This is a genomic window from Paenibacillus oleatilyticus (assembly GCF_018998565.1).
In the GTDB taxonomy this organism is placed as follows: domain Bacteria; phylum Bacillota; class Bacilli; order Paenibacillales; family NBRC-103111; genus Paenibacillus_G; species Paenibacillus_G oleatilyticus.
The window spans coordinates 102,166-124,283 of the sequence record NZ_JAHNZO010000007.1 but is presented as its reverse complement, the minus strand read 5'-3'; the positions used below and the strand labels follow the sequence as shown (position 1 = coordinate 124,283).

The 22,118-nt window shown below is 54.7% G+C and carries 26 protein-coding genes; 11 read left to right on the top strand and 15 right to left on the bottom strand.

Going from position 1 to position 22,118, the window contains the following annotated elements:
- Nucleotides 1-51: 51 nt before the first annotated feature.
- Complete coding sequence (locus KQX66_RS11535; protein WP_216792605.1) at nucleotides 52-1,059, top strand: phosphotransferase enzyme family protein; 1,008 nt, start codon at nucleotides 52-54, stop codon at nucleotides 1,057-1,059.
- A gap of 46 nt (nucleotides 1,060-1,105) precedes the next feature.
- Here KQX66_RS11535 and KQX66_RS11530 read toward each other — a convergent pair whose 3' ends face one another.
- The gene (locus tag KQX66_RS11530) at nucleotides 1,106-1,453 is read right to left on the bottom strand and encodes a glycine zipper domain-containing protein (RefSeq protein WP_216792604.1); all 348 of its coding nucleotides are present in this window, start codon (nucleotides 1,451-1,453) and stop codon (nucleotides 1,106-1,108) included.
- 109 nt (nucleotides 1,454-1,562) lie between these two features.
- Complete coding sequence (locus KQX66_RS11525; RefSeq protein WP_216792603.1) at nucleotides 1,563-1,727, bottom strand: hypothetical protein; 165 nt, start codon at nucleotides 1,725-1,727, stop codon at nucleotides 1,563-1,565.
- 153 nt (nucleotides 1,728-1,880) lie between these two features.
- On the opposite strand from KQX66_RS11525, the gene KQX66_RS11520 reads away from it, so the two are divergent.
- The 6 genes from KQX66_RS11520 to KQX66_RS11495 all read left to right on the top strand — a co-directional run bounded on the left by KQX66_RS11520 (nucleotide 1,881) and on the right by KQX66_RS11495 (nucleotide 3,359).
- Nucleotides 1,881-2,042: a hypothetical protein gene (locus tag KQX66_RS11520; RefSeq protein WP_216792602.1), complete on the top strand. Its 162-nt coding sequence runs from the start codon at nucleotides 1,881-1,883 to the stop codon at nucleotides 2,040-2,042.
- Nucleotides 2,023-2,448 (top strand): hypothetical protein, encoded by a 426-nt coding sequence (locus KQX66_RS11515; protein ID WP_216792601.1) that lies wholly within the window; start codon nucleotides 2,023-2,025, stop codon nucleotides 2,446-2,448. Before KQX66_RS11520 ends, KQX66_RS11515 begins: the two co-directional genes overlap by 20 nt.
- Nucleotides 2,429-2,581: a hypothetical protein gene (locus KQX66_RS11510; protein ID WP_216792600.1), complete on the top strand. Its 153-nt coding sequence runs from the start codon at nucleotides 2,429-2,431 to the stop codon at nucleotides 2,579-2,581. Before KQX66_RS11515 ends, KQX66_RS11510 begins: the two co-directional genes overlap by 20 nt.
- A 93-nt stretch (nucleotides 2,582-2,674) precedes the next feature.
- Complete coding sequence (locus KQX66_RS11505; RefSeq protein WP_216792599.1) at nucleotides 2,675-2,944, top strand: DUF5132 domain-containing protein; 270 nt, start codon at nucleotides 2,675-2,677, stop codon at nucleotides 2,942-2,944.
- Complete coding sequence (locus tag KQX66_RS11500; RefSeq protein ID WP_216792598.1) at nucleotides 2,941-3,132, top strand: hypothetical protein; 192 nt, start codon at nucleotides 2,941-2,943, stop codon at nucleotides 3,130-3,132. The genes KQX66_RS11505 and KQX66_RS11500 overlap by 4 nt, the downstream gene beginning before the upstream one ends.
- 2 nt (nucleotides 3,133-3,134) lie before the next feature.
- Nucleotides 3,135-3,359 (top strand): hypothetical protein, encoded by a 225-nt coding sequence (locus KQX66_RS11495; protein ID WP_216792597.1) that lies wholly within the window; start codon nucleotides 3,135-3,137, stop codon nucleotides 3,357-3,359.
- A 71-nt stretch (nucleotides 3,360-3,430) separates the two neighbouring features.
- Here KQX66_RS11495 and KQX66_RS11490 read toward each other — a convergent pair whose 3' ends face one another.
- From KQX66_RS11490 to KQX66_RS11450, 10 genes are all read right to left on the bottom strand, one after another.
- Nucleotides 3,431-4,303 carry a YihY/virulence factor BrkB family protein gene (locus KQX66_RS11490; RefSeq protein ID WP_253957079.1) on the bottom strand — a complete coding sequence of 291 codons (873 nt, stop codon included), beginning with the start codon at nucleotides 4,301-4,303 and terminating at the stop codon, nucleotides 3,431-3,433.
- A gap of 227 nt (nucleotides 4,304-4,530) precedes the next feature.
- The gene (locus KQX66_RS11485; RefSeq protein ID WP_216792595.1) at nucleotides 4,531-5,094 is read right to left on the bottom strand and encodes an HNH endonuclease; all 564 of its coding nucleotides are present in this window, start codon (nucleotides 5,092-5,094) and stop codon (nucleotides 4,531-4,533) included.
- A gap of 437 nt (nucleotides 5,095-5,531) precedes the next feature.
- Nucleotides 5,532-6,761, bottom strand: coding sequence for an MFS transporter (locus KQX66_RS11480; RefSeq protein WP_216792594.1), 1,230 nt, complete (start codon nucleotides 6,759-6,761; stop codon nucleotides 5,532-5,534).
- Nucleotides 6,762-6,786: 25 nt separating this feature from the next.
- Nucleotides 6,787-8,181 carry a radical SAM/SPASM domain-containing protein gene (locus KQX66_RS11475; protein ID WP_216792593.1) on the bottom strand — a complete coding sequence of 465 codons (1,395 nt, stop codon included), beginning with the start codon at nucleotides 8,179-8,181 and terminating at the stop codon, nucleotides 6,787-6,789.
- A gap of 64 nt (nucleotides 8,182-8,245) precedes the next feature.
- Nucleotides 8,246-8,374 (bottom strand): hypothetical protein, encoded by a 129-nt coding sequence (locus KQX66_RS37790; RefSeq protein ID WP_281936159.1) that lies wholly within the window; start codon nucleotides 8,372-8,374, stop codon nucleotides 8,246-8,248.
- Nucleotides 8,375-8,413: 39 nt separating this feature from the next.
- Entirely contained in the window at nucleotides 8,414-8,974 is a 561-nt protein-coding gene (locus tag KQX66_RS11470; protein ID WP_054974656.1) for a flavoprotein, read from the bottom strand.
- 299 nt (nucleotides 8,975-9,273) lie between these two features.
- Nucleotides 9,274-9,498, bottom strand: a complete 225-nt coding sequence (locus tag KQX66_RS11465) for a hypothetical protein (RefSeq protein WP_216792592.1) — start codon at nucleotides 9,496-9,498, stop codon at nucleotides 9,274-9,276.
- Nucleotides 9,495-10,715, bottom strand: a complete 1,221-nt coding sequence (locus tag KQX66_RS11460) for a Ger(x)C family spore germination protein (RefSeq protein WP_216792591.1) — start codon at nucleotides 10,713-10,715, stop codon at nucleotides 9,495-9,497. Before KQX66_RS11460 ends, KQX66_RS11465 begins: the two co-directional genes overlap by 4 nt.
- Before the next feature lie 42 nt (nucleotides 10,716-10,757).
- Nucleotides 10,758-11,846 (bottom strand): GerAB/ArcD/ProY family transporter, encoded by a 1,089-nt coding sequence (locus KQX66_RS11455; protein ID WP_216792590.1) that lies wholly within the window; start codon nucleotides 11,844-11,846, stop codon nucleotides 10,758-10,760.
- Nucleotides 11,839-13,347: a spore germination protein gene (locus KQX66_RS11450; RefSeq protein WP_253957093.1), complete on the bottom strand. Its 1,509-nt coding sequence runs from the start codon at nucleotides 13,345-13,347 to the stop codon at nucleotides 11,839-11,841. The genes KQX66_RS11455 and KQX66_RS11450 overlap by 8 nt, the downstream gene beginning before the upstream one ends.
- A gap of 288 nt (nucleotides 13,348-13,635) precedes the next feature.
- On the opposite strand from KQX66_RS11450, the gene KQX66_RS11445 reads away from it, so the two are divergent.
- Together KQX66_RS11445 and KQX66_RS11440 are read left to right on the top strand one after the other, a co-directional pair.
- Nucleotides 13,636-14,094 (top strand): MarR family winged helix-turn-helix transcriptional regulator, encoded by a 459-nt coding sequence (locus tag KQX66_RS11445; RefSeq protein WP_216792588.1) that lies wholly within the window; start codon nucleotides 13,636-13,638, stop codon nucleotides 14,092-14,094.
- 35 nt (nucleotides 14,095-14,129) lie between these two features.
- The gene (locus KQX66_RS11440; protein ID WP_308647224.1) at nucleotides 14,130-15,389 is read left to right on the top strand and encodes an MFS transporter; all 1,260 of its coding nucleotides are present in this window, start codon (nucleotides 14,130-14,132) and stop codon (nucleotides 15,387-15,389) included.
- Between the two features lie 325 nt (nucleotides 15,390-15,714).
- Here the strand turns inward: KQX66_RS11440 and KQX66_RS11435 are convergent, their stop codons facing one another.
- Nucleotides 15,715-16,974 carry a cation:dicarboxylate symporter family transporter gene (locus KQX66_RS11435; RefSeq protein WP_216792587.1) on the bottom strand — a complete coding sequence of 420 codons (1,260 nt, stop codon included), beginning with the start codon at nucleotides 16,972-16,974 and terminating at the stop codon, nucleotides 15,715-15,717.
- A gap of 247 nt (nucleotides 16,975-17,221) precedes the next feature.
- Between KQX66_RS11435 and lhgD the strand changes: the two genes are divergently transcribed.
- Together lhgD and KQX66_RS11425 are read left to right on the top strand one after the other, a co-directional pair.
- A complete protein-coding gene (gene lhgD / locus KQX66_RS11430; RefSeq protein WP_216792586.1) occupies nucleotides 17,222-18,436 on the top strand; it encodes an L-2-hydroxyglutarate dehydrogenase in 1,215 nt (404 codons plus the stop codon).
- Between the two features lie 18 nt (nucleotides 18,437-18,454).
- Nucleotides 18,455-19,153, top strand: a complete 699-nt coding sequence (locus KQX66_RS11425) for a FadR/GntR family transcriptional regulator (protein ID WP_216792585.1) — start codon at nucleotides 18,455-18,457, stop codon at nucleotides 19,151-19,153.
- 12 nt (nucleotides 19,154-19,165) lie between these two features.
- On the opposite strand, the gene KQX66_RS11420 is transcribed toward KQX66_RS11425, so the two are convergent.
- Nucleotides 19,166-20,509, bottom strand: a complete 1,344-nt coding sequence (locus KQX66_RS11420; protein ID WP_216792584.1) for an APC family permease — start codon at nucleotides 20,507-20,509, stop codon at nucleotides 19,166-19,168.
- Nucleotides 20,510-20,550: 41 nt separating this feature from the next.
- Nucleotides 20,551-21,918, bottom strand: a complete 1,368-nt coding sequence (locus tag KQX66_RS11415) for an MATE family efflux transporter (RefSeq protein ID WP_216792583.1) — start codon at nucleotides 21,916-21,918, stop codon at nucleotides 20,551-20,553.
- Nucleotides 21,919-22,118 lie beyond the last annotated feature (200 nt).

Genomic DNA, 22,118 nt, shown 5'->3' with positions numbered 1-22,118 from the left:
AATATATTTCTTAGGATCGGAGATTAAAGGACCGTGTTCGAGGACAAAACTTTGCTGAAGATAATACAAGACCATTTTCAATTGCCGGCGTTCGCCGGTTTGAGCCAGGTGCAGCACGAGGAGGAGCCGGACGACCTGCGCATCGTAATTAAAGCAACGACGGCCGACGGACGAAGCTATGCCGTGCGGATGATGTCCAACTCCTATTCGACGTTGGAGGACCATGCAGGACAAGCCTCCCTGTGCGGGCTGCTTTCCGGCGGCGGACTGAACGTCCCGACGCGCTTGTACGGAAGCGACGGACGTCCTTATCTGATTTTGTCGCGGAAAGGACGCGAGGTTTGGGCGACCGTGGAAACCTGGCTGCCGGGCAAAGAACCGGAAAGCCTGACGATCGGCCTTGCCGAACAAGCGGGCGAATGGCTCGGAGCCATGCACCGGATTGCCGGTCAGGCGCCCGTGCCGATCCCTTTTACCTCCGGAAGCCCGTGGAGCCTGTTCGGCCAGGAAGACGAGCTGGATCAGGATGCCCAAGCCTTGGAAACGGCGCTCCAGACTGGCGGCGCAGAGCCGCTACTTGTGCGAGAGTTGTTCGCCCTGTACCGTGGCAAACGCTCGGTGCTCCGGGCAAGTTGGTCCGAACTGCCGGTCGGTCCGGTGCAAGGAGATTTTTCTTTAAACAATTTGCTTATGGACGAAAACGGATGTCTGTGCGGAGTGATTGATTTTCATCTTGCGGGAACGGACGTCTTTGTCGGCCATTTGGCGGGGGAAGCGTCGTTTCTGGCTTATGCGGCGGATAAGGAAAACGCGGAAACCGAAGCCGTAGGGGATCGATACTTGGAGGCACTGATGACCGGCTATGAGCGAAGCCGTCCTCTGAATAGGCGGGAGCGGAGCGTGCTGAACGACTTGATCGGTTTGCGCAGGGCTTTTGCCTGCTATCAGGTGGACGAAGTGCTCGGAGAGATCAAAGCGGGAAATACGGAACAGGTTAATCAGAAGCTGAAAGACATGATTTTATACTTGCAAAAAGATTACCGCCAAGCGGCGTTGTAAGCTCCGTTTATGCAGAAACCGGGAGTCCGTCTCCCGGTTTCCCTTCTTACTGGTTCTGTTGCGGCTGCTGCATGGGCTGAAGCGTGCCCTGGACGATCCGGTTGTTGACCAGCGCGTCCCCGGCCCGATGGCCGACGCTGCGCCCGACCGAGCTACCCACAAGTCCGCCCAGCACCGCGCCGACCGCTGTTCCGAAGCCCGGAAGCACGGTTGACCCGAGCATCGCGCCGTACTCTACCCCGGCCATAATGCCGACGGCTCCCGTCACATTTTCTACGGTTTGCACAGCGTATTCCTTCGTCTTCATCTGCCCTTGGGCCAGCGCATTCGTATCCTGTATTTGAGACAAGCCGCCCGAAATCAGTCCGGTCCATACGGAACCGCTTTGAAACATGCTTCCACCTCATTTCGAGTCATCCGGCCGTAGCATGGCCGGTTTGTTTAGCTTGCCCTGCTCTCGTTCAAAACACCCGAAAGGAAACCGCTATGTCAGACCCTCGGGTTTACTTCCGCAAGTCTTCCACCGTGTCTTTGGCCTGCTCCGTCAAATTCAACACGGCTTCCGTCCCTTTAACCGCAAATTTGCGTATCGTTTTCCGGGCTTCCGGGGAAAATGCCAGCATCATCGCGGCACCCGTAAGTACAAAACCGATCGGCAGCTTCGCCATGTTCTCACCCTTTCCAAAAAATAATGTACTACAGATCATCCCACATTGACGAAAAATTATGTATGAACGCGAACTGCATAAATCGCCAATGGCGTGTATACTAGCGAAAATCAGCCCCAGACTCCAAAACGAGGAAGCCCAAGGAGCGTATGTATGCCTACGGAAAGCTTGAAACATCGACGGTTTGTTCGAATGCTGCCAGGACGCATTCGCATCGAATTTTACGGTCTTCATAACAATCCGGATACGGCACAGGTGGAAACGATATCAGTCGGCTGCAAAGAGCTCGCCGGCGGTGCTTCCGCCCGAAATTAAGCGATATACGGAGAAAGCGAACAAATGGGGGCTAATCGGCGCCGGAGCAACCCTCGCATTCACGCGCGACCCTCTGCGTGCGGTCGCGGTACTGCTCGCCGCCAACCCCAGACCGGCGTTCATTCCGGCGGAATACGGCTGGCAGCAGGCAGAGCTTGTATGCGCCGAAAATCGAGCTTTGCTGCCAGATAGCGACTCCTTGTCCAAGCTGACATGGACGAAAACGCTGCTGCTGGAGGATGCTTCGGCGCTCTATCGGGTTGAAAGCGAGGAAATTCAATGTTTAACGAAAGAAACAACGGAGGGCCTGCAGGGCAAAATCAACGGGGCCTGCGTGTTCGCCGGCAGCTATGCCTACTGCCAGAAGCAGGGGGATCGGCTGCGGAATGTACGAGCTCGAGGCTAAGAGATTGGCGAGACACGGCTCGGATGTGCTTTTCTTCGGGGTTAAGGCGGAAAACAACGGGGGAACCTGCCTCGGACTGGTGCTTGCCGTTGCCGGCTCGGTAACGCTGCTGTCGAAGCCGATCGTGGCCTGAGTCGAATCGGGACGCCAGGTGGCACCGAAGCTGGTTCGACAAACGCGGCCGGCCGTCGTCGCATAGCTTGCTGTCCATTCGGAGGTAGGAAACATGAGAGAACAACTGATTGAAAAATGGCTGGTCGGCGCCGCGCTTGCGTTTGCAGTGTCGACGCTCCTTCCCGTTGTCAAAACCACGCTGCTTCCTGTTGCCGAAGCGGGTTACCAAGGCTTGCGGAGCGCGGCGGGCGCGGCCCGTTCGTCCTTGCAGGAAGCTCAGGTCGAGCGCATGAAAAAAAAAGCTGGACCTCGAAATCGCCTCTTCCGGGGACGAGTTCGGACCGGCGCTGTCCGGCAGCGAAGCGGGAGAAGCTGCGCTTGAAAGATGACTCTGTCGAATTTCACCTGAGGCAGGCGCGGCTCCATCTGGAGCAAGCCTTAACTGCGACCAAGTTACAAGCTTCCAACGACTCGGAGGAAGCGCACCAATCGATGTCGGAGCAATGGGGACATTTTTTCGCCTTTTTGATCGGATACGGTTATCGAAAAACGATAATAAAGGAGACTTGAGCATGCAGGAGCTCTCTGTCGATTTCCATTTGCGCGAAGCGCTATCCCATTTGGACGCGGCGCTGAATAAAAGCATTCTTCATGTCCAAGCGGATACGTCGGCCAAAAAAGAAGCGGGACAGCAATGGGAACGATTTTTAGGGGAATTTTTTCAGCAGGTCCAGGAAAAGGGAAAGCAATCCGAACTCAACTTGTGGAGTTGGGTCGCTTTCCCGCGCATTCGCTAGAAGGCGGCCAATCCAAGCTCCGTTCTATCCGATGTCTGACGGGTCCACGCTGCCCGGTCTTTTTGCACGCGTCAATCCCGTCGGTCCGATCGCAGCGTCAATCCGAACGGTTTGCATGAAGGCTTTCGTTTGCCATGACGGTCAAAGTGAAGCGTGGCGTTGATCTCGCCGCCCAGAATCATCACGATGCTGGACAAATACAGCCACGTCAAAAGCACGATAATGCCTCCGATGCTGCCGTATGTTTTCGTATAGCTGCCGAAATGATTGACATAGTAGGAAAATAGCAGCGAAGCGGCGACCCATCCGGCCGTGGCGAACAAAGCGCCTGGCAGCACTTCGCCGAACGTTAACCGCAAATTCGGCGTGTAGCGGTATAAGAGGATGAATACGACAGCAATAGTTACAAGCGGAATTACATATTGGATAAACCCCCAAAGCAAATCGAAATTTCCCGGGAAATGTACAATTTTGTAAACCGAGGCTCCCACGATCTTGCCGAAGATTAGCAGCACGAATGTAAACAAAACGACAATCGCCAGAACCAAGGTAAACAGGATGGAAATCCCTTTGACCTTCCAGAACGGACGGCTCTCTTCCTCATCGTACGCCTTGTTTAACGCCTTCATCACCGCGCCGATGCCATTGGAGGCCGACCACAAGGCGGCAAGCAATCCGACGGAAAGCACGGAGCCGCTGCGCGACCTTTGAATTTCCTCGAACGCGTCCGCCACCGCTTGGCTCGACAGACTCGGCATCATGCGGGCCATGCTGTCGATGACCTCCGATGCCGAAATCTCGGTGAAGCTAAGGAGCGCAATGACGAAAATTAGAAAAGGAAAGAAAGCTAAAATCAAATAATAAGTGAGCTGGGCCCCCAAAGCGGGCACCTCGTCATCTTGAAAGCGGCAGTACAGCTGAATCAAAAAGGCCGCGCAGCCCATCCGCCTTTTCCTCCGTGAAGCGCTGTCAATTCGGGGCCCGCCGAATGAAGCCCTTTTCCGATCCCGAGGCTCTACGGTTTTCGCCATCATCCCAGCCTCCTTCCGCTGCGTAAGCTCGGAAAGTCTCTGCTTGGATAGTTACTTAACCGTGAAGAGCCTTCGCTGAATCAACCGCAGAACCGCGGCCCCCCAGCTTGTCTCCGGATCGTGCCCGGCGCTGCCTCAATTCAGACGGGAGAACGCTGCTTTTCCATAAACCCGGCGGCATCTTGGTCGGCCTTGCTCTGATTGCATGCATAACAGGAGCATACGCAGTTCACCGGCGTCGTATGGCCTCCCTTGGATTTCGGGACGATATGGTCGATCGTATCGCCGTATCCTCCGCAATAGCGGCACGTATAATGGTCCCGGGTCATAATCATAGTCCGGAAATCGTCATTGCTGTACAGTCGGCGAATCATGTATGGCGTAACGACAACGGCCGCCTGTTCCTCCACCAACAGCACCGCGAGGCTCCATTCGATCTCTTGCATCCACAGCCTGCCGTTGTTGCTCTTCCCCTTCATGCGAATCATGCCCTGCCGGTCTTGTCTCAGCAGTTTCGCCGCACGAGGCACCGGGGGCGCTTGTGGGGATGGCGCTGCCGGCTTTCGCCGCTCGCATTTGCGGCATACGTTTTTGCGGGATGCTCCGCTTGCTTTCCGGCCGCCCCGAGGCGGGAACTGGCGGTAATATTTGCTTTGTCCGCAGCGTTTGCACGCTTTATATAGGCTGCAGTAGGCTCCAGTCATGTTGTTCCTCTTCTTTTCGTCTGACATCGCTAAAGTTTAGTATAACAGGTTTGCCCGGATTTCCGCATGTTCCATTCTTTAACGCCCCTTATCGTTGATCCTGTGCATCATTAACGGCGCAAAAAAAGCCGGAGCGTCCCTCTCCGGTCAGAGTGTTGAGAAAGTAGGTTTTTACAAAAATAGAGAAGCAAACGGAGGTGGGGTATCCACTGGAGAAGCGATAGCGGCCGCCTTTGTCTTCGGGAAATGTCCGCTCTAAGCGGCTTCTAATCAAATTTCCCGAGGACCCGGGGTCCCCGCAAAGTAATCGGACTAAGCTTCCCCGATTCAACTTCACTTTGCGGGATGGAGCAGCGGTCGGAAGTGGATACCCCACCCCCTCGTAACCTCTATTATCTCAGTTGCCCTTTCTCAACACACTATGCTGCCTTCCGGCCTTACCCGCTAACCTCCGTTTGCGATTTCACCTCCGGCTGCGCGGTAATTTGCTTATAGAGCATGAAAAACAAAGCGACCACGATAACCTCAAATGCGCCCGCCCAAAAGTACATCTGTCTGACCCCGAGGCGGTCGGTCAGAAAGCCGGTAAAAAAGCGGGACAGCGGCGTAGAAGTCATGCTAATCGCCGCAAACAGACTGCCGACCCGCGCCATGTAGCGGTTAGGCACTTCTTTTTGCATCATCGTGCGGATAAAAATGTTGACCAACGCCGTACATACGCTCAGCCACGCGAAGTTTAGACATAGAAATACAAGGGTCGAGGAAAAGCAGACCGTTAAAATCGCCAATCCCTGGCCCAAAAATCCGAGCAGCACATAAAGAAAGGACGGTTGCTTCACGCTTTTCACCGACAATAAACTGCCGCAGACGATCCCGGCAGCGGCCTGCCAAGTATAAATATACGACATATGCTGCGCATCCCAGTTCATGCTTTTCATTAAAAACGGAAGTAGCAAGCCGTTGCTGTTCGCCCCGATATTTACACAAAAAATAAGCCATAGGAGCGTCATCATCATTCGGCTGTTCCGAATAAAGACCCAGCCCTCCGTAAGGCTTTGCGTATAATGCTTCCATTTGCCGGATTTCGGTTTAGGTTCGGTATGCGTCTTTTGGATACGAACGAAGAGAAGAAGCAGTGCCGATGCCGTATAGCATCCGGCCATACAAAGAAAGGAAGCTTGAGTGCCGAGCAAATTCATGCATAGTGCGCTTATGGAAGGGGCAATCAGGGACAAGACGCGGGCAAGGGTGTACCACAAGCCGTTCATTCGGCTTAAGTGGTCCTCGGACACAAGCTGGGGCTTGATTGTCTCCACCGCAGGATAAAAGCTGGCATCCGTGATGGCAAATACGATGGCAATCAGCAGAAGCACAACCAAGGATGGAGCCTGGGTCGTGCTCACCAGCATCAATCCAATCATCAGGAGCGCGCGTATCACATTGGAGACGGCGATGATTTTTTTGGCTCCCCATACATCAACCCAGGCCCCGCAAAATATGCTGGCGACAAATTGGGTGATCCCGCTGACCAGCATAATCGTCCCCATATATTGAACGGAATGAGTCGCCGATGCGATATACCAGGAAAGTATGAAAAAATAAATCAAGTCCCCGATGCTGCTCACCATTCCACACGCGACAAATGCCAGGAAATTTTTGTTGAGCATGGGTTGCTTCCCTTTCTCACGCATCTTACGCGTTTGCGGAAGTAGCCTGCCTTTGTACCGCCATTTTGCGTTTTTCCTTGCCGACGATCCGGATGACGTCTTTAATTTTGGACTTTAACGGGGGACAGGGAGCTACCCCCTTCTCGATCCGCACGAGCGGACAGGACGCGCCTTGACAGGAGGGACGCAGGAAGCAGGATTTACAGCCCGAATCCTCCGACTCGTCGTTCATAATCCACAGCGCGTGCTTATCGGCATCAAGCTGCATCTGTCCGTCCGGCGTGATGCGCCCGATTTGATTGTTCTCGTTATACAAGGCTACGGTGCATTTGTATACGATACCGTCCGAACCAATGACAAAGGAATTGGATTTAGCCGCATAGCAAACGTAACCGCCCGGCTTCAAAATGTCTTCCAAGTCATTGTTAAGCCCTTCTTCCAAACCCATCGTGCACAGATTCAATTGATGCTTGACCGATTCCTTAAGCGACACCACTTCCAGATTGTCGTCGTTCTTTCCCCCCCATTTGCCGATGGGGAAATAATCGATGCGGAACCGCGGATCCTCTCCGAAATGCGCACGGAGCTTTTGGATAAAGCTTGGAATCTGATGCACGTTCGTCTGGTCAAAGTTAATGCGGATTTTACAGCGGAACGGTTCGGGGCGCTCCTTGAGGTGCAGCAGGTTTTGAAAAATCGTTTCGAACGTGGGGGCTCCGTTCTGCAAATACCGGTTGGCGTTATGCTGCTCGGCATCGCCGTCCAGCGTAATTTGGAAAGCGAACACGCGACAGGCAAACAGCCGCTCGATATTTTTTTTCGTTAACAGGTAGGCATTCGTGGTCATGTTGGACCGGTAATTAACGCCGTACTCGTCGCACAGAGGGATAACATGCTGCGATATTTCTTCTATCGCGTCAAGCGCAAGGAGGGGTTCGCCTCCAAACCAGCTCATTTGCAAACGATTAAGAAAACGGACCTTGTGCTGGAGGAATGTTTTCACTCCTTGGATGACCTCCGGCTGCAGCTTGCCTTTTTCAAATTTTTCATAACAGTATTTGCATCGGAAGTTGCACTGCTCGGTCGTCAAAAAGATGAGTCTGAGCTTCTGCTCGCTTCTCCCGATCATTTCGTGCAGCATGCGGGCGCGAAAAAACTCGTTGATATCCTCGCGGACGATAAAGCCTTGCTTCTTGAGGACGGCGGCCAACCCTTCCAACGATTCATCCGCTCCAAGCTTGAGCAGTTGATCGACATAGGGAACCTGCTCGGCCGAGATATGCATAAATGCGCCTGACATCGTATTCGTGATATACATGCTTCCATCCGGCTCCACCGCCTTAATGTTGTAGCGGGAGGCGCGATAACGAGTACTTTTGGTTACACCTTTGCGTTGTGGCAGTACTGTAAATGGCTCCAATTCATTCACCGCCCTATTTAAGAGTTAGAAGAGCTGGAAACGAATGTCTCCAGCTCCATGGCACTTAGCAACCGTTACAGTTGTCATTCGCATCGCTTTCATTGTCATCAATAATCGAAGACAATTCCGCCAAATCCACAGCTTCGTCCAACACGTCTACGCCATGAAAAACTACAGCATTTTCCATTTTCATATGATATCACCTCCTTTCATTGAAGAAAAAGACGGATCATCATGTGGTCATGCAATAGAGCTCATACATGTTGTTTATGTATTTCGCGCAGGTATACGGATTAGGCGGATGACCTCCCGACATTTTTTCTCCCGTTGCGGTGACGGTTACATTTCCGTCCGGAATGGCAACGCGGTGGCCCAAATCCAGCAGCTTTTGCACATTGGCTTGTACGACCGCCGTGTTGTACATGTTCATATTCATCGTAGGGAAAAATAAGACGGGTCTTGGAAAACAAAGGATGAGCATCGTCAGGAGATTATCGGTGATTCCGTTGGCAGCTTTGGCTAACGTGTTGGCGGTGCAGGGCAGTACGATGAACATGTCCGCCCACGAGGCAAGGAAAGAATGAGGCACGGCGACGTCATACGCAGGGTCGAGCATTTTTTGATAGACTTTCCCTTCGATATGTGCGCCCAAAAATTGCGGGTTGATGAAGTTGGAAACATTGTCCGAAACGACGACTCTTACTTCGGCTTGCAGCTTGTCCTGAAAAATCCGTATATAATACGGCAATTCGATGATCGCCGAAGAGGCGCTTGCTCCGATCAGCAGCTTCATAGATTCCCCTCCTTGGTATAATCCAAATCCATTCGGCGCATCGTTGCGAACGAAAATGTAATCGCTTCCATTTGAGGTTTAAAAAAAAAGCGACGAGGGGAGTTCCTATCAATTCGTCTGCCTATTGTCGAGTCTCTTAATTAACATTTTCGATTGAGGAGTTCTTGAAACATAATATACACCATGAGGGCATGGTTGTAAATTACTTTTTGAATAAAATATTACTTTTATAGTTTTTTTATTAATTAATATAAAAATATCCCTTTTGTCTCAACTCGGGGCCTATGGACCTCCCCCGGTCACTCCAGCAGCTTGCCGAGCGGGCCGAAAAGGAAATCGACAAGCTGCGTCGGCCCGGGCAGATCCGGAAAGAGAACAAGCAGCAAGGTCAACACCCAGCCAAATGCCGCAAGCATGGCGAAAGTCCGCTTTTCCCGCTTGGAATATTGCCGGAATTTAGGCCATTCGTATCCGATCATAAACAAGACGGCGAAAGTCACTGCTACGGCAGCTCCCCATTTCATTTCGGTTTCACCTCGTCTTTGGGCCGGCTTGCCTGAACCGTAGCCATGCCGGTGCGGACAATACGCGCCCTTGATTCGATACGTACCTCGACTTGCGGAAAACGTTCCTCCCAGCGGTGCTTTTCTTTTTTCCAGAGCTGCGGATAGCGGCGGTGAAACGCTTCTGCGAAATTGAATATATCCGCGTGCAGCTCCTTTTGCGGATGAACCAGCGCGACGTGGATACGCTTCTCGATTTCCGCGGACAGCTGCTTTTCCAAGCTTTCCGTCACTTTCGGGTCCACCAGGTTTATGTTTGTCGTGTTTTGGAGGACGTCATCCTCCGTTTGAATCCGGACGGTCACACTCCATCGGTCCCCTTCAATGAGGGGAAGCAGCTTTGTCTGGCTGTTCAAAATTTTGAACGAGATGTGCCCCTTTCCTTCCTTGGGAGCAAGGGTAACAGTAGCCGCCTCCACCTCGTCGCGGAGCCAGAGCAGTCCCCGGGTTACCCGGTCGTCGATGAAGCCGACCATCCGGTCCTTCTTCAGTATGACCGAGCCGTTAATGTACGCATCCGTCCGTTTCGGATCGCTTCCGGGCTGCGCCGGCAAAGCTTCGATCCAGGGAAGGGCCGCCGCTCCGGCATCGCTAACGAGCATTTCCGCAAAATCTTTGACCGTGACCTTAAGTCCGGTCTGGGACTTCGCCATTTCCCTGAGCGACTCGGCCGAGCTTCGCTCCAGCGGGGGCAGCAGAGTTAAGATGTCCTGCGCACGCCCTTTGCATATAAACATCTCCGCCCGCTCCCGCGGACCCGGGTCCCGCATCATAAAATCGATGTTCTCGCGAATCCCCTCTCTCGCTAGCGCCTCGCCAAAAACGAACACCTCGCCGTGTCCCCAAAATATGCGCCGCGACAGCTTCTCCTGCAGCTTGGTCATCGCATCGGCCAGCGTATAGCCGGTTGCCGAACGGAGTATCGTTTGCCCGCCGGTGGGCGTCTTGCCGCCTCCCCCGGAGCCTCCGCTATCCTGCCCTCCGCCCCCTCGCGGAACGAAGAGCTGAACCGACAGCTTGACGAGCCGGCCCTCGGCCTTGTCCAAACCGGCGGCCATAATAATCGCCAGATCGTTGACCTCCTTCCGATCCCAGCAGCCGGACAGCAGCAAGAGCAGCAGCGCAGCCGATGCCGTCATCACAAGCCTGAGCCCCTTCCAACCGGCTCCCGGTACCATGGGATATGCCTCCTTCCTTTTTGGCACAGATTCGTTCGGCGGTTACCCTGCCGCTTTTTGCCGTACAAGAGCCACGACCAGCAGAAGTATCGGCAGGGCCCCTTTAACCACCCACAAATAAATCGCCCCGCTCGTTGCGAAGAAATGAGCCATGACCTGTAAATTGGGCGTGACCCAGACGCTGAATACCGTTACCAGCAGTCCGAGCGGCGGCACAATCAGACGATAATCGGAAAGACCTAGCCATTCCGCAGCAATGTGGACCAGCAGGTAATAGTAAATGCAAATTTTGACGAACATCCCCAGCAGCCAAATCGCCATCAGGAAAGCTTCCAAATGCTCGAGGAAATCCGCCAGCGCGATATAGCGGGTCGCAATCATCAACGGATACGTAAATCCCACAGTAATATCGCCGAACAGCAGCAAGACTGCAATATTGGTAACGACCATCGTCCCCGTGACGGCGAGAAGCGATAGCAGCCCCCAGCGCAGGCCCTTCGGGCGGTCGGCCACGTAAGGGAATAGAAAAGAAAGGATGAAAAAATCGCCAAACCAGCTCTGCAGCACGAGCGAGCCTTTTATGGAAGGCTTAATGCCGTTTTCCAGTATCGGAAGCATATGCTTCGGGTCAAAGTCCGGGATCATCAAAACGATAAACAGCAGCAGAAAAAAGACGAAAAACGGAATAAACAGCTGGGCGCATCGGGCGATGACCTCCAAGCCGCCGCGGACTGCATAAGCGCACACGGCTACCATACAGCCGATCACGAAGATGGTCGGCGTCCGGGGCAAAAAGCTCCCTACGACAAATTCGCCATATTCCCGGGTTACAAAACCGAGGTCGTGCAAATAAGCGAAAAAAAACAGAAAGCCGAACAGCTTGCCAAGCAGCCGGCCGAGTACCCGGTCACCGATGGCAATCAGCGTCCGGCCCGGGTTCATCGCATGCAAACGGTGCGTCGTTAAGATCAGCGCGAGCCCGAGAAAAAGGCCCCAGACCGGGGAGATCCACATGTCGCGGCCCGCGCGCTCCATCGTGAGAGAGGGCACGATCAGAATGGCCGTAGCCAAAATCGCTGCGTACATCAGGAGTCCCATCTGAAAAGCGGATATTTTCCCGCGTTCAATCATGCTTGTTCTCCCCTTGGTCCGGCCCCGGCTTCAGTCCGGAAGACTGCCGGACCGGATTGTAGCTGCCCGTCAAATGCGGCCTCGTGTTGCGCGTCCATAACGGCGCCCGCAACAATACTTCTTTGAAGACATCCCGCTTCATCGGGGCAACCGGCTCCAGATACGGAACGCCGAAGGAGCGCAGCGCGCACATATGGACAACAATCGAAATGACTCCGAGCATCAAGCCGAGAAGCCCGAGCATGCCGGCAAGGAACATGAGAGGAAACCGGAGCAGCCGGACCGAAATACCCAGCGTGTACCGCGGAATCGTAAACGATGCGATGCCCGTAATGGCCACCACCATGACCATCGGGGCGGAAACGAGCCCTGCGGCGATCGCTGCTTGGCCGATAACTAGCGCGCCAACGATGCTGACGGCGGCGCCGACCTGCTTCGGCAGACGGACACCGGCTTCGCGCAGCGCCTCGAACGACACTTCCATCAGGAGCGCTTCTACCAGAGCCGGAAACGGAATTTCTTCCCGCGATCTGGCGACGCTCAGCAGCAGAGTCGTTGGGATCATCTCCTGATGGAAGGTCAGAACGGCTACATATGACGACGGAATGATCAGCGCGATCGCCAGGAAGATGTAGCGGAGCCAGCGGATCAAGGTTCCCGCCCAGAAACGCGCGTAATAGTCTTCCGGCGATTGCATCAGCGAGAACAACGTAACCGGCATCACCAAAGCAAACGGACTGCCCTCAATCAACAGGGCGGCCCGGCCCTCCAGCAAATTCGCGCAGACGACGTCCGGACGCTCGGTCGACAGAAGCTGCGGAAACACGGACCGCGGATTGTCTTCAATCAGCTCTTCGATATAGGAGCTGTCCAGAATGCCGTCGATGTCGATGCGCCGCAGCCGTTTCTCAATCTCATCGATTAAAGAAGCGCCGGCCAAGCCTTCGACATACACGATGGCGGTTTTCGTTTGCGTGTAACGCCCGATCTTGACCTTTTTTATTTTTAAGGCGGGCGTTTTGATGATACGGCGGATCAAAGTGGTATTGACGGCCAACGTCTCGATAAACCCCTGCCGCGGACCGCGGACGACCGCTTCGGCCACGGGCTCGTCGATGCTTCTTTTATCCCACTTGGCTACGCACAGTGAAACGCCTTCCTTCTCTCCGTCCACAAGCAGGACGGGATTGCCGTTCACGATATGATCGTTGATCTCCGCTATCGTACTGATTTGCTGGGCATGCGAAATCGCGAGCCGCTTCATGAACGGAGTTTCCGGCTGCCCGGTGTCCTGTTTAAGCGGCGCCAAAATGTGCTCGTCGACTATCCCCGTATCGCACATGCCTTCGATGAAGATCAGGATGGCATCTGTCTGCCCGTAGACGAGAAAGCGATGAAAAATGACATCCGCACAATTTTCGTACAGCGCGGTTAACGTCTCCAGGTTGTCCGCCAGACTAAGCGATAGCTCGTCCGTCCGCATTGCGGGCCCTTGCTGCATCCCAGCCGCTTGCCGAGAAGAGCCGGACCGCTTCGAAAAGAGCTTGGAAAATAAATTCACGGCAGATCCTCTCTCGCTGATGCGGGTTTTGTACACATGTTTCCCTGGCTGGAAATATTTTATCCAACCGGATGGCCCTAAGGGAGACGGCTAATTTCTTCGATAATTCGGGGCCTGTTCGCTGAAAAGGGTAAAATTCGGCGTATGTCCGGTTTGTCAACGCGGCAAGTTATTTCTATACTGTAATTAGTGGCATGTGCAACTATTTTGAGAGCGGGAGGAAGCCGGATGATCGATCAGCGCAATACGATTACAAGGTGGGTATCGCTCCTGTACCGTTACGGACAAATGTACATCGGCGAGCGGCTCAAAGGGCATGGCATCGGCAAAGGCCAGCATATTTTTTTGAACGCGCTGTATAAAGAAGACGGCCTCAGTCAAGAGGAGCTGTCGAGCTATTTGAAAATCGATAAAGGAACGACGGCCAAAGCGCTGAAAAAACTCGAGGCGCAAGGCTATGTGCTCCGGCAGGTACGAAAGGAAGATAAGCGGTCTTACCGCGTCTTTTTGACGGAGAAGGCTTGGCGGATCAAGGACGAGGTTCGTGGGGTGCTCACCGACTGGAGGCACATTCTGTCCGACGGCTTGACGGAGGAGGAGCAGCGGCTCGCCCTGGAGCTGCTGGAGAAGATGGGCGGCAATGCGGCCCGGTTTAACGAGGAAAACGACAAGACGCCAAAAGCTTAAGCAGCGAAATTACATTTGGAGGCAGGTGAACGCTTGTGAATCTGAGGCATGCGGGGATGAGGGTCGTCAATAACAACTTTCACGCCCTGACCCATAAAAACTACCGTTACTTTTGGTTTGGACAATGCGTTTCCCTGATCGGCACCTGGATGCAAAACATCGGCCAATCCTGGCTTGTGCTGACGCTGACGGGCTCGCCCCTGCTGCTCGGGCTCGTAGGGACGATCCAATTTTTGCCCATTACCTGCTTTTCGCTCTTTGCGGGAGCGCTCATCGACAAGTTTCCGAAACGGAACATTCTGATCGTGACCCAGACGGTATCGATGCTGCTGGCCTTGATCCTGTCCGCTCTTGTTTTTACGGACACCGTCAAGTACGGGTACATTCTGGTCCTCGCCTTCCTGCTCGGGCTGACGAACACGTTCGACATGCCGACGCGGCAGGCGTTCAATATCGAAATCGTCGGCAAGGAAGACCTTATGAACGCGATCGCGCTCAATTCGACGACCTTCAACTTGGCCCGCATCGTGGGGCCGGCAATCGGCGCCGGTATGATGGCTTATCTCGGGGCCGGGTGGTGCTTTCTGCTGAACGGGCTCAGCTTTGTGGCCGTCATCTACGGGCTGCTGCAAATCCGTACGACGCCTTACGTCCGCGAGAAGAAAAAAGACACCGGGCTGCTCAAGGAGATCAAGGACGGCATCGTGTACATTTCCAAGGACCGGCTGTTGGCGCGCACGCTGCTGCTCGTTACCGTCGTCGGCACCATGGCTTATAACTTCAGCGTGCTCATTCCCGTCTTCACGAAAGACGTGCTGCATATGCAGGAGAAAACGTACGGGCTGATGATGTCCTGCCTCGGCGCCGGGTCGCTGCTCGGGGCGCTGACCATGTCGTTCCGCAGCAAAAAAGGCCCCCGGCTGTCCGTGATCATCACTTGCTGCCTTCTCATCTCGGTCTTCCTGCTGTTGAACGGGATGGCGGGTTCCGTGTACACGTTCGGCCTGCTTCTGGCACTGCAGGGCTTCTGCAACATCCTGTTCTCGACCAACTGCAACTCGTCGCTGCAAATTCATTCCAAGGAAGAGTATCGGGCCCGGGTCATGAGCGTATATTCGCTCGTCTTCGCCGGCTCGACGCCGGTCGGCAACCTGTTCGCCGGCTACGCGGCCGATCATTACGGGGCCAACGGCGCGTTCTTCCTGTGCGGCTTGTTCTGCCTGATACCGTGTCTGATCATCATCATCGCGTTCCGCAAAAAAGCGGACGAATCCGAAGAGTCCGCAGCGGCTTGAGATGGCACAAGACAGATCGAGCGATAGGTAAATAGAGAATTGACGCTAGGCAAACTTAGCGGCCAGAGCGTTGAGAAAGTGGTTTTGACAAAAATAGAGCTGCAAACGGAGGTAGGGTATCCACTGGAGAAGCGATAGCGGCCGCCTTTGTCTTCGGGAAATGTCCGCTACTAAGCGGCTTCCAATCAAATTTCCCGAAGACCCGGGGTCCCCGCAAAGTACTCCGACTAAGCTTCCCTGCTTCAACTTCACTTTGCGGGGTGGAGCAGCGGTTGGAAGTGGATACCCCACCCCCTCGTACACCTCTATTCTTCATCACTTTTTGTTACGCGCTTTTTTGCCGGACCAGCTTAGCACTCATCTGCGGCTGAAACTGCTTCTCCCATTTCGAAACCACAATCGTAGCCAGCGCATTGCCGATCACGTTGACGGTAGCTCTGCCCATATTGAGCAGGAAATCGATGCCCGCGATGAACGCCAACCCTTCAAGGGGAAGTCCGACCGATTTCAGTGTCGCCAGCAGCACGACAAACGACAAGCCGGCGACCCCCGCGATGCCTTTCGAAGTGACCATCAGCACAAGCAGCAGCGAGATTTGCTCGCCAAGCGACATGTGAATGCCGTAGAGCTGGGCGATAAAGATGGAAGCAAGCGCCTGATACAAGGTGGACCCGTCCAGATTGAACGTATAGCCGAGCGGAATAACGAAGGAGACGATCGATTTCGGACAGCCGTACTTTTCCATCTTCTCCATCAACTTAGGCAGCACGGTTTCCGAGCTGGCTGTGGAAAAGGTCAGGATCAGCTCGTCCTTCAGCAGGCTCAGCAAGGCGAACAGCTTGATGTTCACCAGCTTGGCCACCGCCCCGAAGCAAATGACGACAAAGAAAGCCATCGCGCCGTAGGTCACGAGAATCAATTTGCCTAATGGAAGCAGTGATTGTACGCCAAATTTCGACACCGTTACCCCGATCAGTCCGAACACCCCGAATGGAGCCGCTTTCATCACATAGCCGACGACATTGAACATCGTTTCGGACACCATCTTGAACGTGGCGACCAGCGGTGCGCCTCTCTCCCCGAGCGCTGCCAGCCCCAGCCCGAAAATAACCGAGAAAAAGATGATCGCCAGCAAATCGCCCTTCGCCATGGAATCGACGATATTGGTCGGGACGATGTTGATCAGCATATCGAAATGCCCTTTGGCCTCGACTTGATTCGTCGTCTCGACGTATTTGGAAATATCCCCTTTGGTCAGCTCCTGCATGTTGACACCGGCCCCGGGATGGAAAAAGTTCGCGAAAAACAAGCCGACCACGATCGCCAGCGTCGTGACGATTTCAAAATAGAGTATCGTGCGGAAGCCGAGCGTTCCGAGCCGTTTGGCATTCCCCATCCCTGCGACGCCAACGACAATGCTGGAGATGACGATCGGGACGACAATCATTTTGATCAGCCGGAGAAACATGTCGCCAAGCGGCTTCAAGTACGTCTCCACCCCAGGGTTTTTGTAAAAAATGATGCCGACGATAATTCCCGCCACCAGCCCCGCGAAGATTTGATACGCGATTCCAAACTTTTTCATAATGTCCCCCACCTTCTTCGTTGTTGAACAAAACCATCAGACCACACCTAAGTTGTTATACAAATCATCCACAAAACACTTGCATTTTCGACAAACCATCGCGTATGATAGCGATATGTGTATGACAAATTTCACAATCACATCATACAAAAGCGTTTTCATTTTGTCTATAGCCAATTTAAAATCCATTTTTGTATAACAACTTACGAGGACATCGGAATGAACGAGTCGAGAGGAGAGGCAAAATATGTATGACTACATTGTGATTGGCGGCGGCATTGTCGGACTTTCGACAGGGTATGCGCTCACCCGCCGTTATCCGCAAGCGAAAATTCTCGTTATGGAAAAGGAGGACCGGCTCGCCTTTCATCAAACCGGGCATAACAGCGGCGTCATCCACTCCGGCATTTATTACAAGCCCGGCAGCCTGAAGGCGCGTTTTTCCAAAGAAGGCGGGGATGCGCTGCGCCGCTTTTGCGACCAGCACGGGATCGCTTACGAGATGTGCGGGAAAGTGATTGTAGCCACGGAGCCGGAGGAGCTGCCGCTGCTCGAAAACTTGTACGCGCGCGGCCTGCAGCACAAGCTGGATCTGGAGCTGATCGACGCCGAGCAGCTTCACGCCATCGAGCCTCACGCCGCCGGTCTGCGGGCGATTCGCGTCAATGCAGCCGGGATCGTCGATTATAAAAAAGTGGCTGTGGCGTTCGCGGACGTCATCCGGCAGCGGGGCGGCGACGTCCTCTTGAATACCGAGGCCCAGCGCATCCGGGAAGGAAGCGAAGGGATCGAGGTCGAATGTAATAACGGGACTTACCGGACGCATTATCTGATCAACTGCGCCGGCCTCCACTGCGACCGGATCGCGGCCATGCAGGGCCTAGCGACCGGCATGAAGATCGTTCCTTTTCGCGGGGAGTACTACGAATTGAAACCGGAGAAGCACGGGCTGGTGAAGCATTTGATCTATCCCGTGCCGAATCCGAACTTCCCTTTTCTGGGCGTGCATTTTACGCGGATGATCGACGGCCACGTTCACGCCGGGCCGAACGCCGTGCTGAGCCTCAAGCGGGAAGGCTACCGGAAGACGGATTTTGACCTCCGCGATTTTATGGAAGTGATGACGTACCCGGCTTTCTGGAAAATCGCCAAGCAGAACATGGGAGAAGGCTTGAAGGAAATCGCCCGCTCGTTCAGCAAGGCCGTGTTCGTCCGCAGCCTGCAGCGGCTGATTCCGGAAATTCGGGAGGAAGACTTGATCCCGTCCGCGAACGGCGTGCGCGCGCAGGCGTTAACGAAGGACGGAAAGCTCGCCGACGATTTTCTGATCGTGCAGAATGAGCGCTCCATCCACATTCTCAACGCCCCCTCCCCGGCCGCTACCGCATCGATTGCCATCGGAGAGTCGATCAGCGAGCGCATTCCGGAGCCGAAGCATTCCATGCCCTATGCCGTAGGGTAAGAAGGATGAGGAAACGATATGGCCAAAAAAGAGAAGATTTCGCAAAAAATTGTGCGCGACGTGCTCGCGATGATCGAGGAAGGACGGTTTCCGCCGGGCTCCAAGCTGCCTACGGAAACCGAGCTGGCTGCGCATTTCGGCGTCAGCCGACTGCCGGTCCGGGAAGCCCTCAGCGTGCTTCAGGCGATGGGGATCGTCTCCTCGCAGCAGGGCGGCGGAAGCTATGTGGAAGACGCCATCCCCTCTTCCCTGCTCCAGCATTTTCAAATTCAATATGCCGATGCCGAAAGCATCCGGCACTTGTTTGAAATGCGCAAAATTTTGGAGCCGGAAGCCGCCGCTCTCGCCGCGGCCAGACGGACGCCGGAGCAGCTCGCGAGCATCCGCGAGGCGTTGAAACGAATGGAGGACGATTTGAACACGGAGGGAGGGACGGCGCAGGAAGCGGATTTTGAATTTCACCGCTCGATTATTGCAGCGACGAACAATCCGATCCTGATCCGTATGATGGAAAGTCTGTCCTCGCTGTACCGCAAATCGCTCGAAATTACGCTCAAGCAAAACATCGGCTTGAAACGGAAAAAGCAAGTTGTCTACAACGAGCACGAAAATATTTTACTGGCGATCGAAGCCGGAGAGCCGGAGCTGGCGAAGGTACAGTCCGTGATTCACGTCCGGAATGTGGAGAAGAAGCTCTTTTTGTTTCTTGAATCGTGAGTGAATCGTAAGTCAGCCGCTGCCCTCGGCCGCTTCGTAGCGAATCGTTCCCGGCTCCCGGCGGAAGCCGCGCGTCATCCAGAGCAGGTACAACAGGCCAAACAGCGTCCAAGCGCCGCCGAGCAGCAGCGAATTGCGTTCCAGATGCGTCCAGAAAAACAAGACGAAGCCGATGCCGGCCAGCGGAAACAGCAAGTAGCGCAGGAGCGCCAGCCAGGACCGCTGCTTTTCCCGGAATATATAGTGGATGATGACGGATAAATTCACAAAAGTAAATGCCGTCAGCGCGCCGAAATTGACGAACGACGTGGCGACGAGCAGATCCAGCACGAGCGCCGTCAGCGAAATGAGGCCGATCAGCACAATGTTGAACACCGGCGTGCCAAGCGAGCGGTGGATGTAGCCGAACACCGGACCCGGCAGCGTCCGGTCGCGCCCCATCGCGAACAGGAGTCGCGATCCGCTGAGCTGCGACACGAGTCCCGAGGCGAGTGTGGAGGTAAGCGCAGCGGCCAGGAACACGGACTGAAACAAGACGCCGCCGAGCGCCAGCGCGATTTCGGCGGACGCGCCTTCCGGGTTGTTCAATACGGACACGTCCGGGAACAGTCTTTGCGCGAAGTACGAGGCGGTGAAGAACAATCCGCCGCCGAGCATCGTGATCCACAGAATGCCTCTCGGAATCGTCGTGCGGGGCTCTACCGTTTCTTCGGATAAGGTCGTCACGGCATCAAACCCGAGAAAGGCAAAGCACAGGATCGACGCTCCGGTAAGCAGCGCTCCCCAGCTCGCATCCGCGGACAGCAGCGGCTGCGCCGATACGAGTGCCTCTCCGCCCGCACTCAGCCGGTACGCGGCCAGCACGACGAACAGCGCCACGACAAGAAATTGAAACGCCACGAACAGCGCATTCACCGAGACCGAGACGTTAACGTTAAACAAGCACAGCGTCGTAATCAGCGCCACAAACCCGGCGACCCATACCCACTGCGGCACATCGGGGAACGCCGACGACAAATAAATCCCGGTGAGCAGCGCGTTCATCATCGGCAAAAACAAATAGTCGAGCAGCGAGACCCAGCCGACCATAAAGCCTGCATGCGGCCCAAGCGTCTGCCGGGTATACGTATAGGCGCTTCCCGCGGACGGGTACACCTTCACCATGTGGCCGTAGCTCATCGCCGTGAACAGCACTGCCGCAATCGTAAGCAGATACGCGGCCGGAACATGCCCCGCCGTCACTTCGGAGACGATGCCGAACGTATCGAATACGGCCATCGGGGCCATATAGCCGACCCCCATCGCCACAATATGCCAAAGCTTCAGCCGACGCTGCAATACCGGTTTTTGTTCCATGCGATCCTCCACCTATTCTAAGATACACGTTCCAATTGATGTTACTTGGCGAAAGCCGCAAGGCCGAGCCGAGCCTTCCGTTGGACGCTCGCCAGCCGGGCGAACAAGCCGAACGCACCCAGAGCCAAGCCGGATATCAGACCGATCCAATAGCCGTAAGCGCCGAGATCGGTATAATTCGCCAACCCGTAGCCGACCGGCAAACCGACAACCCAATACGAAACGAGGGCGACGATGAAGGTCACATTCACGTCCTTGTAGCCGCGCAGCGCGCCCTGAATCGGGGCGGCGATGGCATCCGACAGCTGGAAGAAAATCGCGTAGATCAGAAAATGCTGGGTCAAAGCGAGCACATCCGGCTCCCTGGTGTAAATCCCGGCCACCTGCTCGTTAAACAGCCATAACACGAACGCGCAGAGCAGCGACATCCCCACCGCGAGGCCGATGCCCAGATAGCCGTACTGTCTGGCGTCCTTGTACCGTCCCGCCCCGGCTTCGAAGCCGACCAGAATCGTCAGCGACAAGGAGATGCTGAGCGGAATCATATACAGGAACGAGGCGAAGTTGATCGCCGCTTGATGCGCCGCGATCGTTACCGTGTTGAAGTTGCTCATCAGCAGCGTGACCGCGGCGAAAATACTCGTTTCGAACAAAATGGCGAAGCCGATCGGCACGCCCATCTTCAGCAGCTCTTTCCAGACGGACACCGACACGCGGTACAGCTTGCGGAAAATGCCGAACGCGGCGAACGGCTGCATGCGGGCGGCCACGGCCAAAGCTACGAGAAAAATGACCCAGTACGTAATCGCCGAAGCGACGCCGGTTCCCGCGCCGCCCAATGCGGGGAGCCCCATTTTGCCGTAGATCAGCACATAATTCAGCCCCCCGTTGACAGGCAGCGACAGCAGCGTGATGAACATCGTCACCTTCGTGTGGCCCAGGGCATCGATAAAGCAGCGCAATACCGTATATAAGAACAGCGGCAAAATGCCGAACGCAATCGAAATCAGGAACAAGCGGGCGATTCGGCGCACCGGCTCCTCCAGGTTCATGTTCTCCAAAATCGGATTCAGCGCGAACGCTCCGGCCAACAGCACCGCAGCCGATACGGCGACGGCCAAGTAAAGCGCCTGCACGACCTTAAAAGGAATTTCCTCCTTGCGGCCCGCCCCTACCAGCTGGGCGACCATGGGCGTAACGGAAAACAAGATGCCGCTGAGTCCGGTCTGTATCGGAATCCAGATGCTGGTGCCTATCGCCACCCCCGCCAAATCCTTGGCGCTCACATGCCCCGACATGAACGTATCGAAGAAGTTCATCGCAAACATCGCAAGCTGCGTCACCAGGATGGGAAGCAAAATGACGAACAATTGTTTTATTTTTTGAGATAGCTTGTCTGTCGATTTCATGATTTAAAATTCCGAACCTCCTTTTACCTTTCTTGCAGCCGCATCGTTTCAGTTTATGCGATGAAAGGGATTACAGGCAAGATTTTTTTGCGGGTGCTTGTGGGAGGACCATACGGGAAAACAAGGCAAGCAGGCAAAAGGAAGACGGGCATGGATCGCTGTGACAAACGACGCTGCTTCTTTACAACGTCCTCTTCAAG

Excerpts from the sequence above, each read along its gene's own strand:
- KQX66_RS11460 (WP_216792591.1), bottom strand. The coding sequence starts at position 10,715 with ATGGTACCGGGAGCCGGTTGGAAGGGGCTCAGGCTTGTGATGACGGCA.
- KQX66_RS11425 (WP_216792585.1), top strand. The coding sequence starts at position 18,455 with ATGGCCAAAAAAGAGAAGATTTCGCAAAAAATTGTGCGCGACGTGCTC.
- KQX66_RS11480 (WP_216792594.1), bottom strand. The coding sequence starts at position 6,761 with ATGCTCAACAAAAATTTCCTGGCATTTGTCGCGTGTGGAATGGTGAGC.
- KQX66_RS11485 (WP_216792595.1), bottom strand. The coding sequence starts at position 5,094 with ATGACTGGAGCCTACTGCAGCCTATATAAAGCGTGCAAACGCTGCGGA.
- KQX66_RS11420 (WP_216792584.1), bottom strand. The coding sequence starts at position 20,509 with ATGGAACAAAAACCGGTATTGCAGCGTCGGCTGAAGCTTTGGCATATT.
- KQX66_RS11435 (WP_216792587.1), bottom strand. The coding sequence starts at position 16,974 with ATGAAAAAGTTTGGAATCGCGTATCAAATCTTCGCGGGGCTGGTGGCG.
- KQX66_RS11520 (WP_216792602.1), top strand. The coding sequence starts at position 1,881 with ATGCCTACGGAAAGCTTGAAACATCGACGGTTTGTTCGAATGCTGCCA.
- KQX66_RS11495 (WP_216792597.1), top strand. The coding sequence starts at position 3,135 with ATGCAGGAGCTCTCTGTCGATTTCCATTTGCGCGAAGCGCTATCCCAT.
- KQX66_RS11445 (WP_216792588.1), top strand. The coding sequence starts at position 13,636 with ATGATCGATCAGCGCAATACGATTACAAGGTGGGTATCGCTCCTGTAC.
- KQX66_RS11465 (WP_216792592.1), bottom strand. The coding sequence starts at position 9,498 with ATGAAATGGGGAGCTGCCGTAGCAGTGACTTTCGCCGTCTTGTTTATG.
- KQX66_RS11530 (WP_216792604.1), bottom strand. The coding sequence starts at position 1,453 with ATGTTTCAAAGCGGTTCCGTATGGACCGGACTGATTTCGGGCGGCTTG.
- KQX66_RS11415 (WP_216792583.1), bottom strand. The coding sequence starts at position 21,918 with ATGAAATCGACAGACAAGCTATCTCAAAAAATAAAACAATTGTTCGTC.
- KQX66_RS11505 (WP_216792599.1), top strand. The coding sequence starts at position 2,675 with ATGAGAGAACAACTGATTGAAAAATGGCTGGTCGGCGCCGCGCTTGCG.
- KQX66_RS11510 (WP_216792600.1), top strand. The coding sequence starts at position 2,429 with ATGTACGAGCTCGAGGCTAAGAGATTGGCGAGACACGGCTCGGATGTG.
- KQX66_RS11470 (WP_054974656.1), bottom strand. The coding sequence starts at position 8,974 with ATGAAGCTGCTGATCGGAGCAAGCGCCTCTTCGGCGATCATCGAATTG.
- KQX66_RS11490 (WP_253957079.1), bottom strand. The coding sequence starts at position 4,303 with ATGGGCTGCGCGGCCTTTTTGATTCAGCTGTACTGCCGCTTTCAAGAT.
- lhgD (WP_216792586.1), top strand. The coding sequence starts at position 17,222 with ATGTATGACTACATTGTGATTGGCGGCGGCATTGTCGGACTTTCGACA.
- KQX66_RS11450 (WP_253957093.1), bottom strand. The coding sequence starts at position 13,347 with ATGCAGCAAGGGCCCGCAATGCGGACGGACGAGCTATCGCTTAGTCTG.
- KQX66_RS37790 (WP_281936159.1), bottom strand. The coding sequence starts at position 8,374 with ATGAAAATGGAAAATGCTGTAGTTTTTCATGGCGTAGACGTGTTGGAC.
- KQX66_RS11525 (WP_216792603.1), bottom strand. The coding sequence starts at position 1,727 with ATGGCGAAGCTGCCGATCGGTTTTGTACTTACGGGTGCCGCGATGATG.
- KQX66_RS11455 (WP_216792590.1), bottom strand. The coding sequence starts at position 11,846 with ATGATTGAACGCGGGAAAATATCCGCTTTTCAGATGGGACTCCTGATG.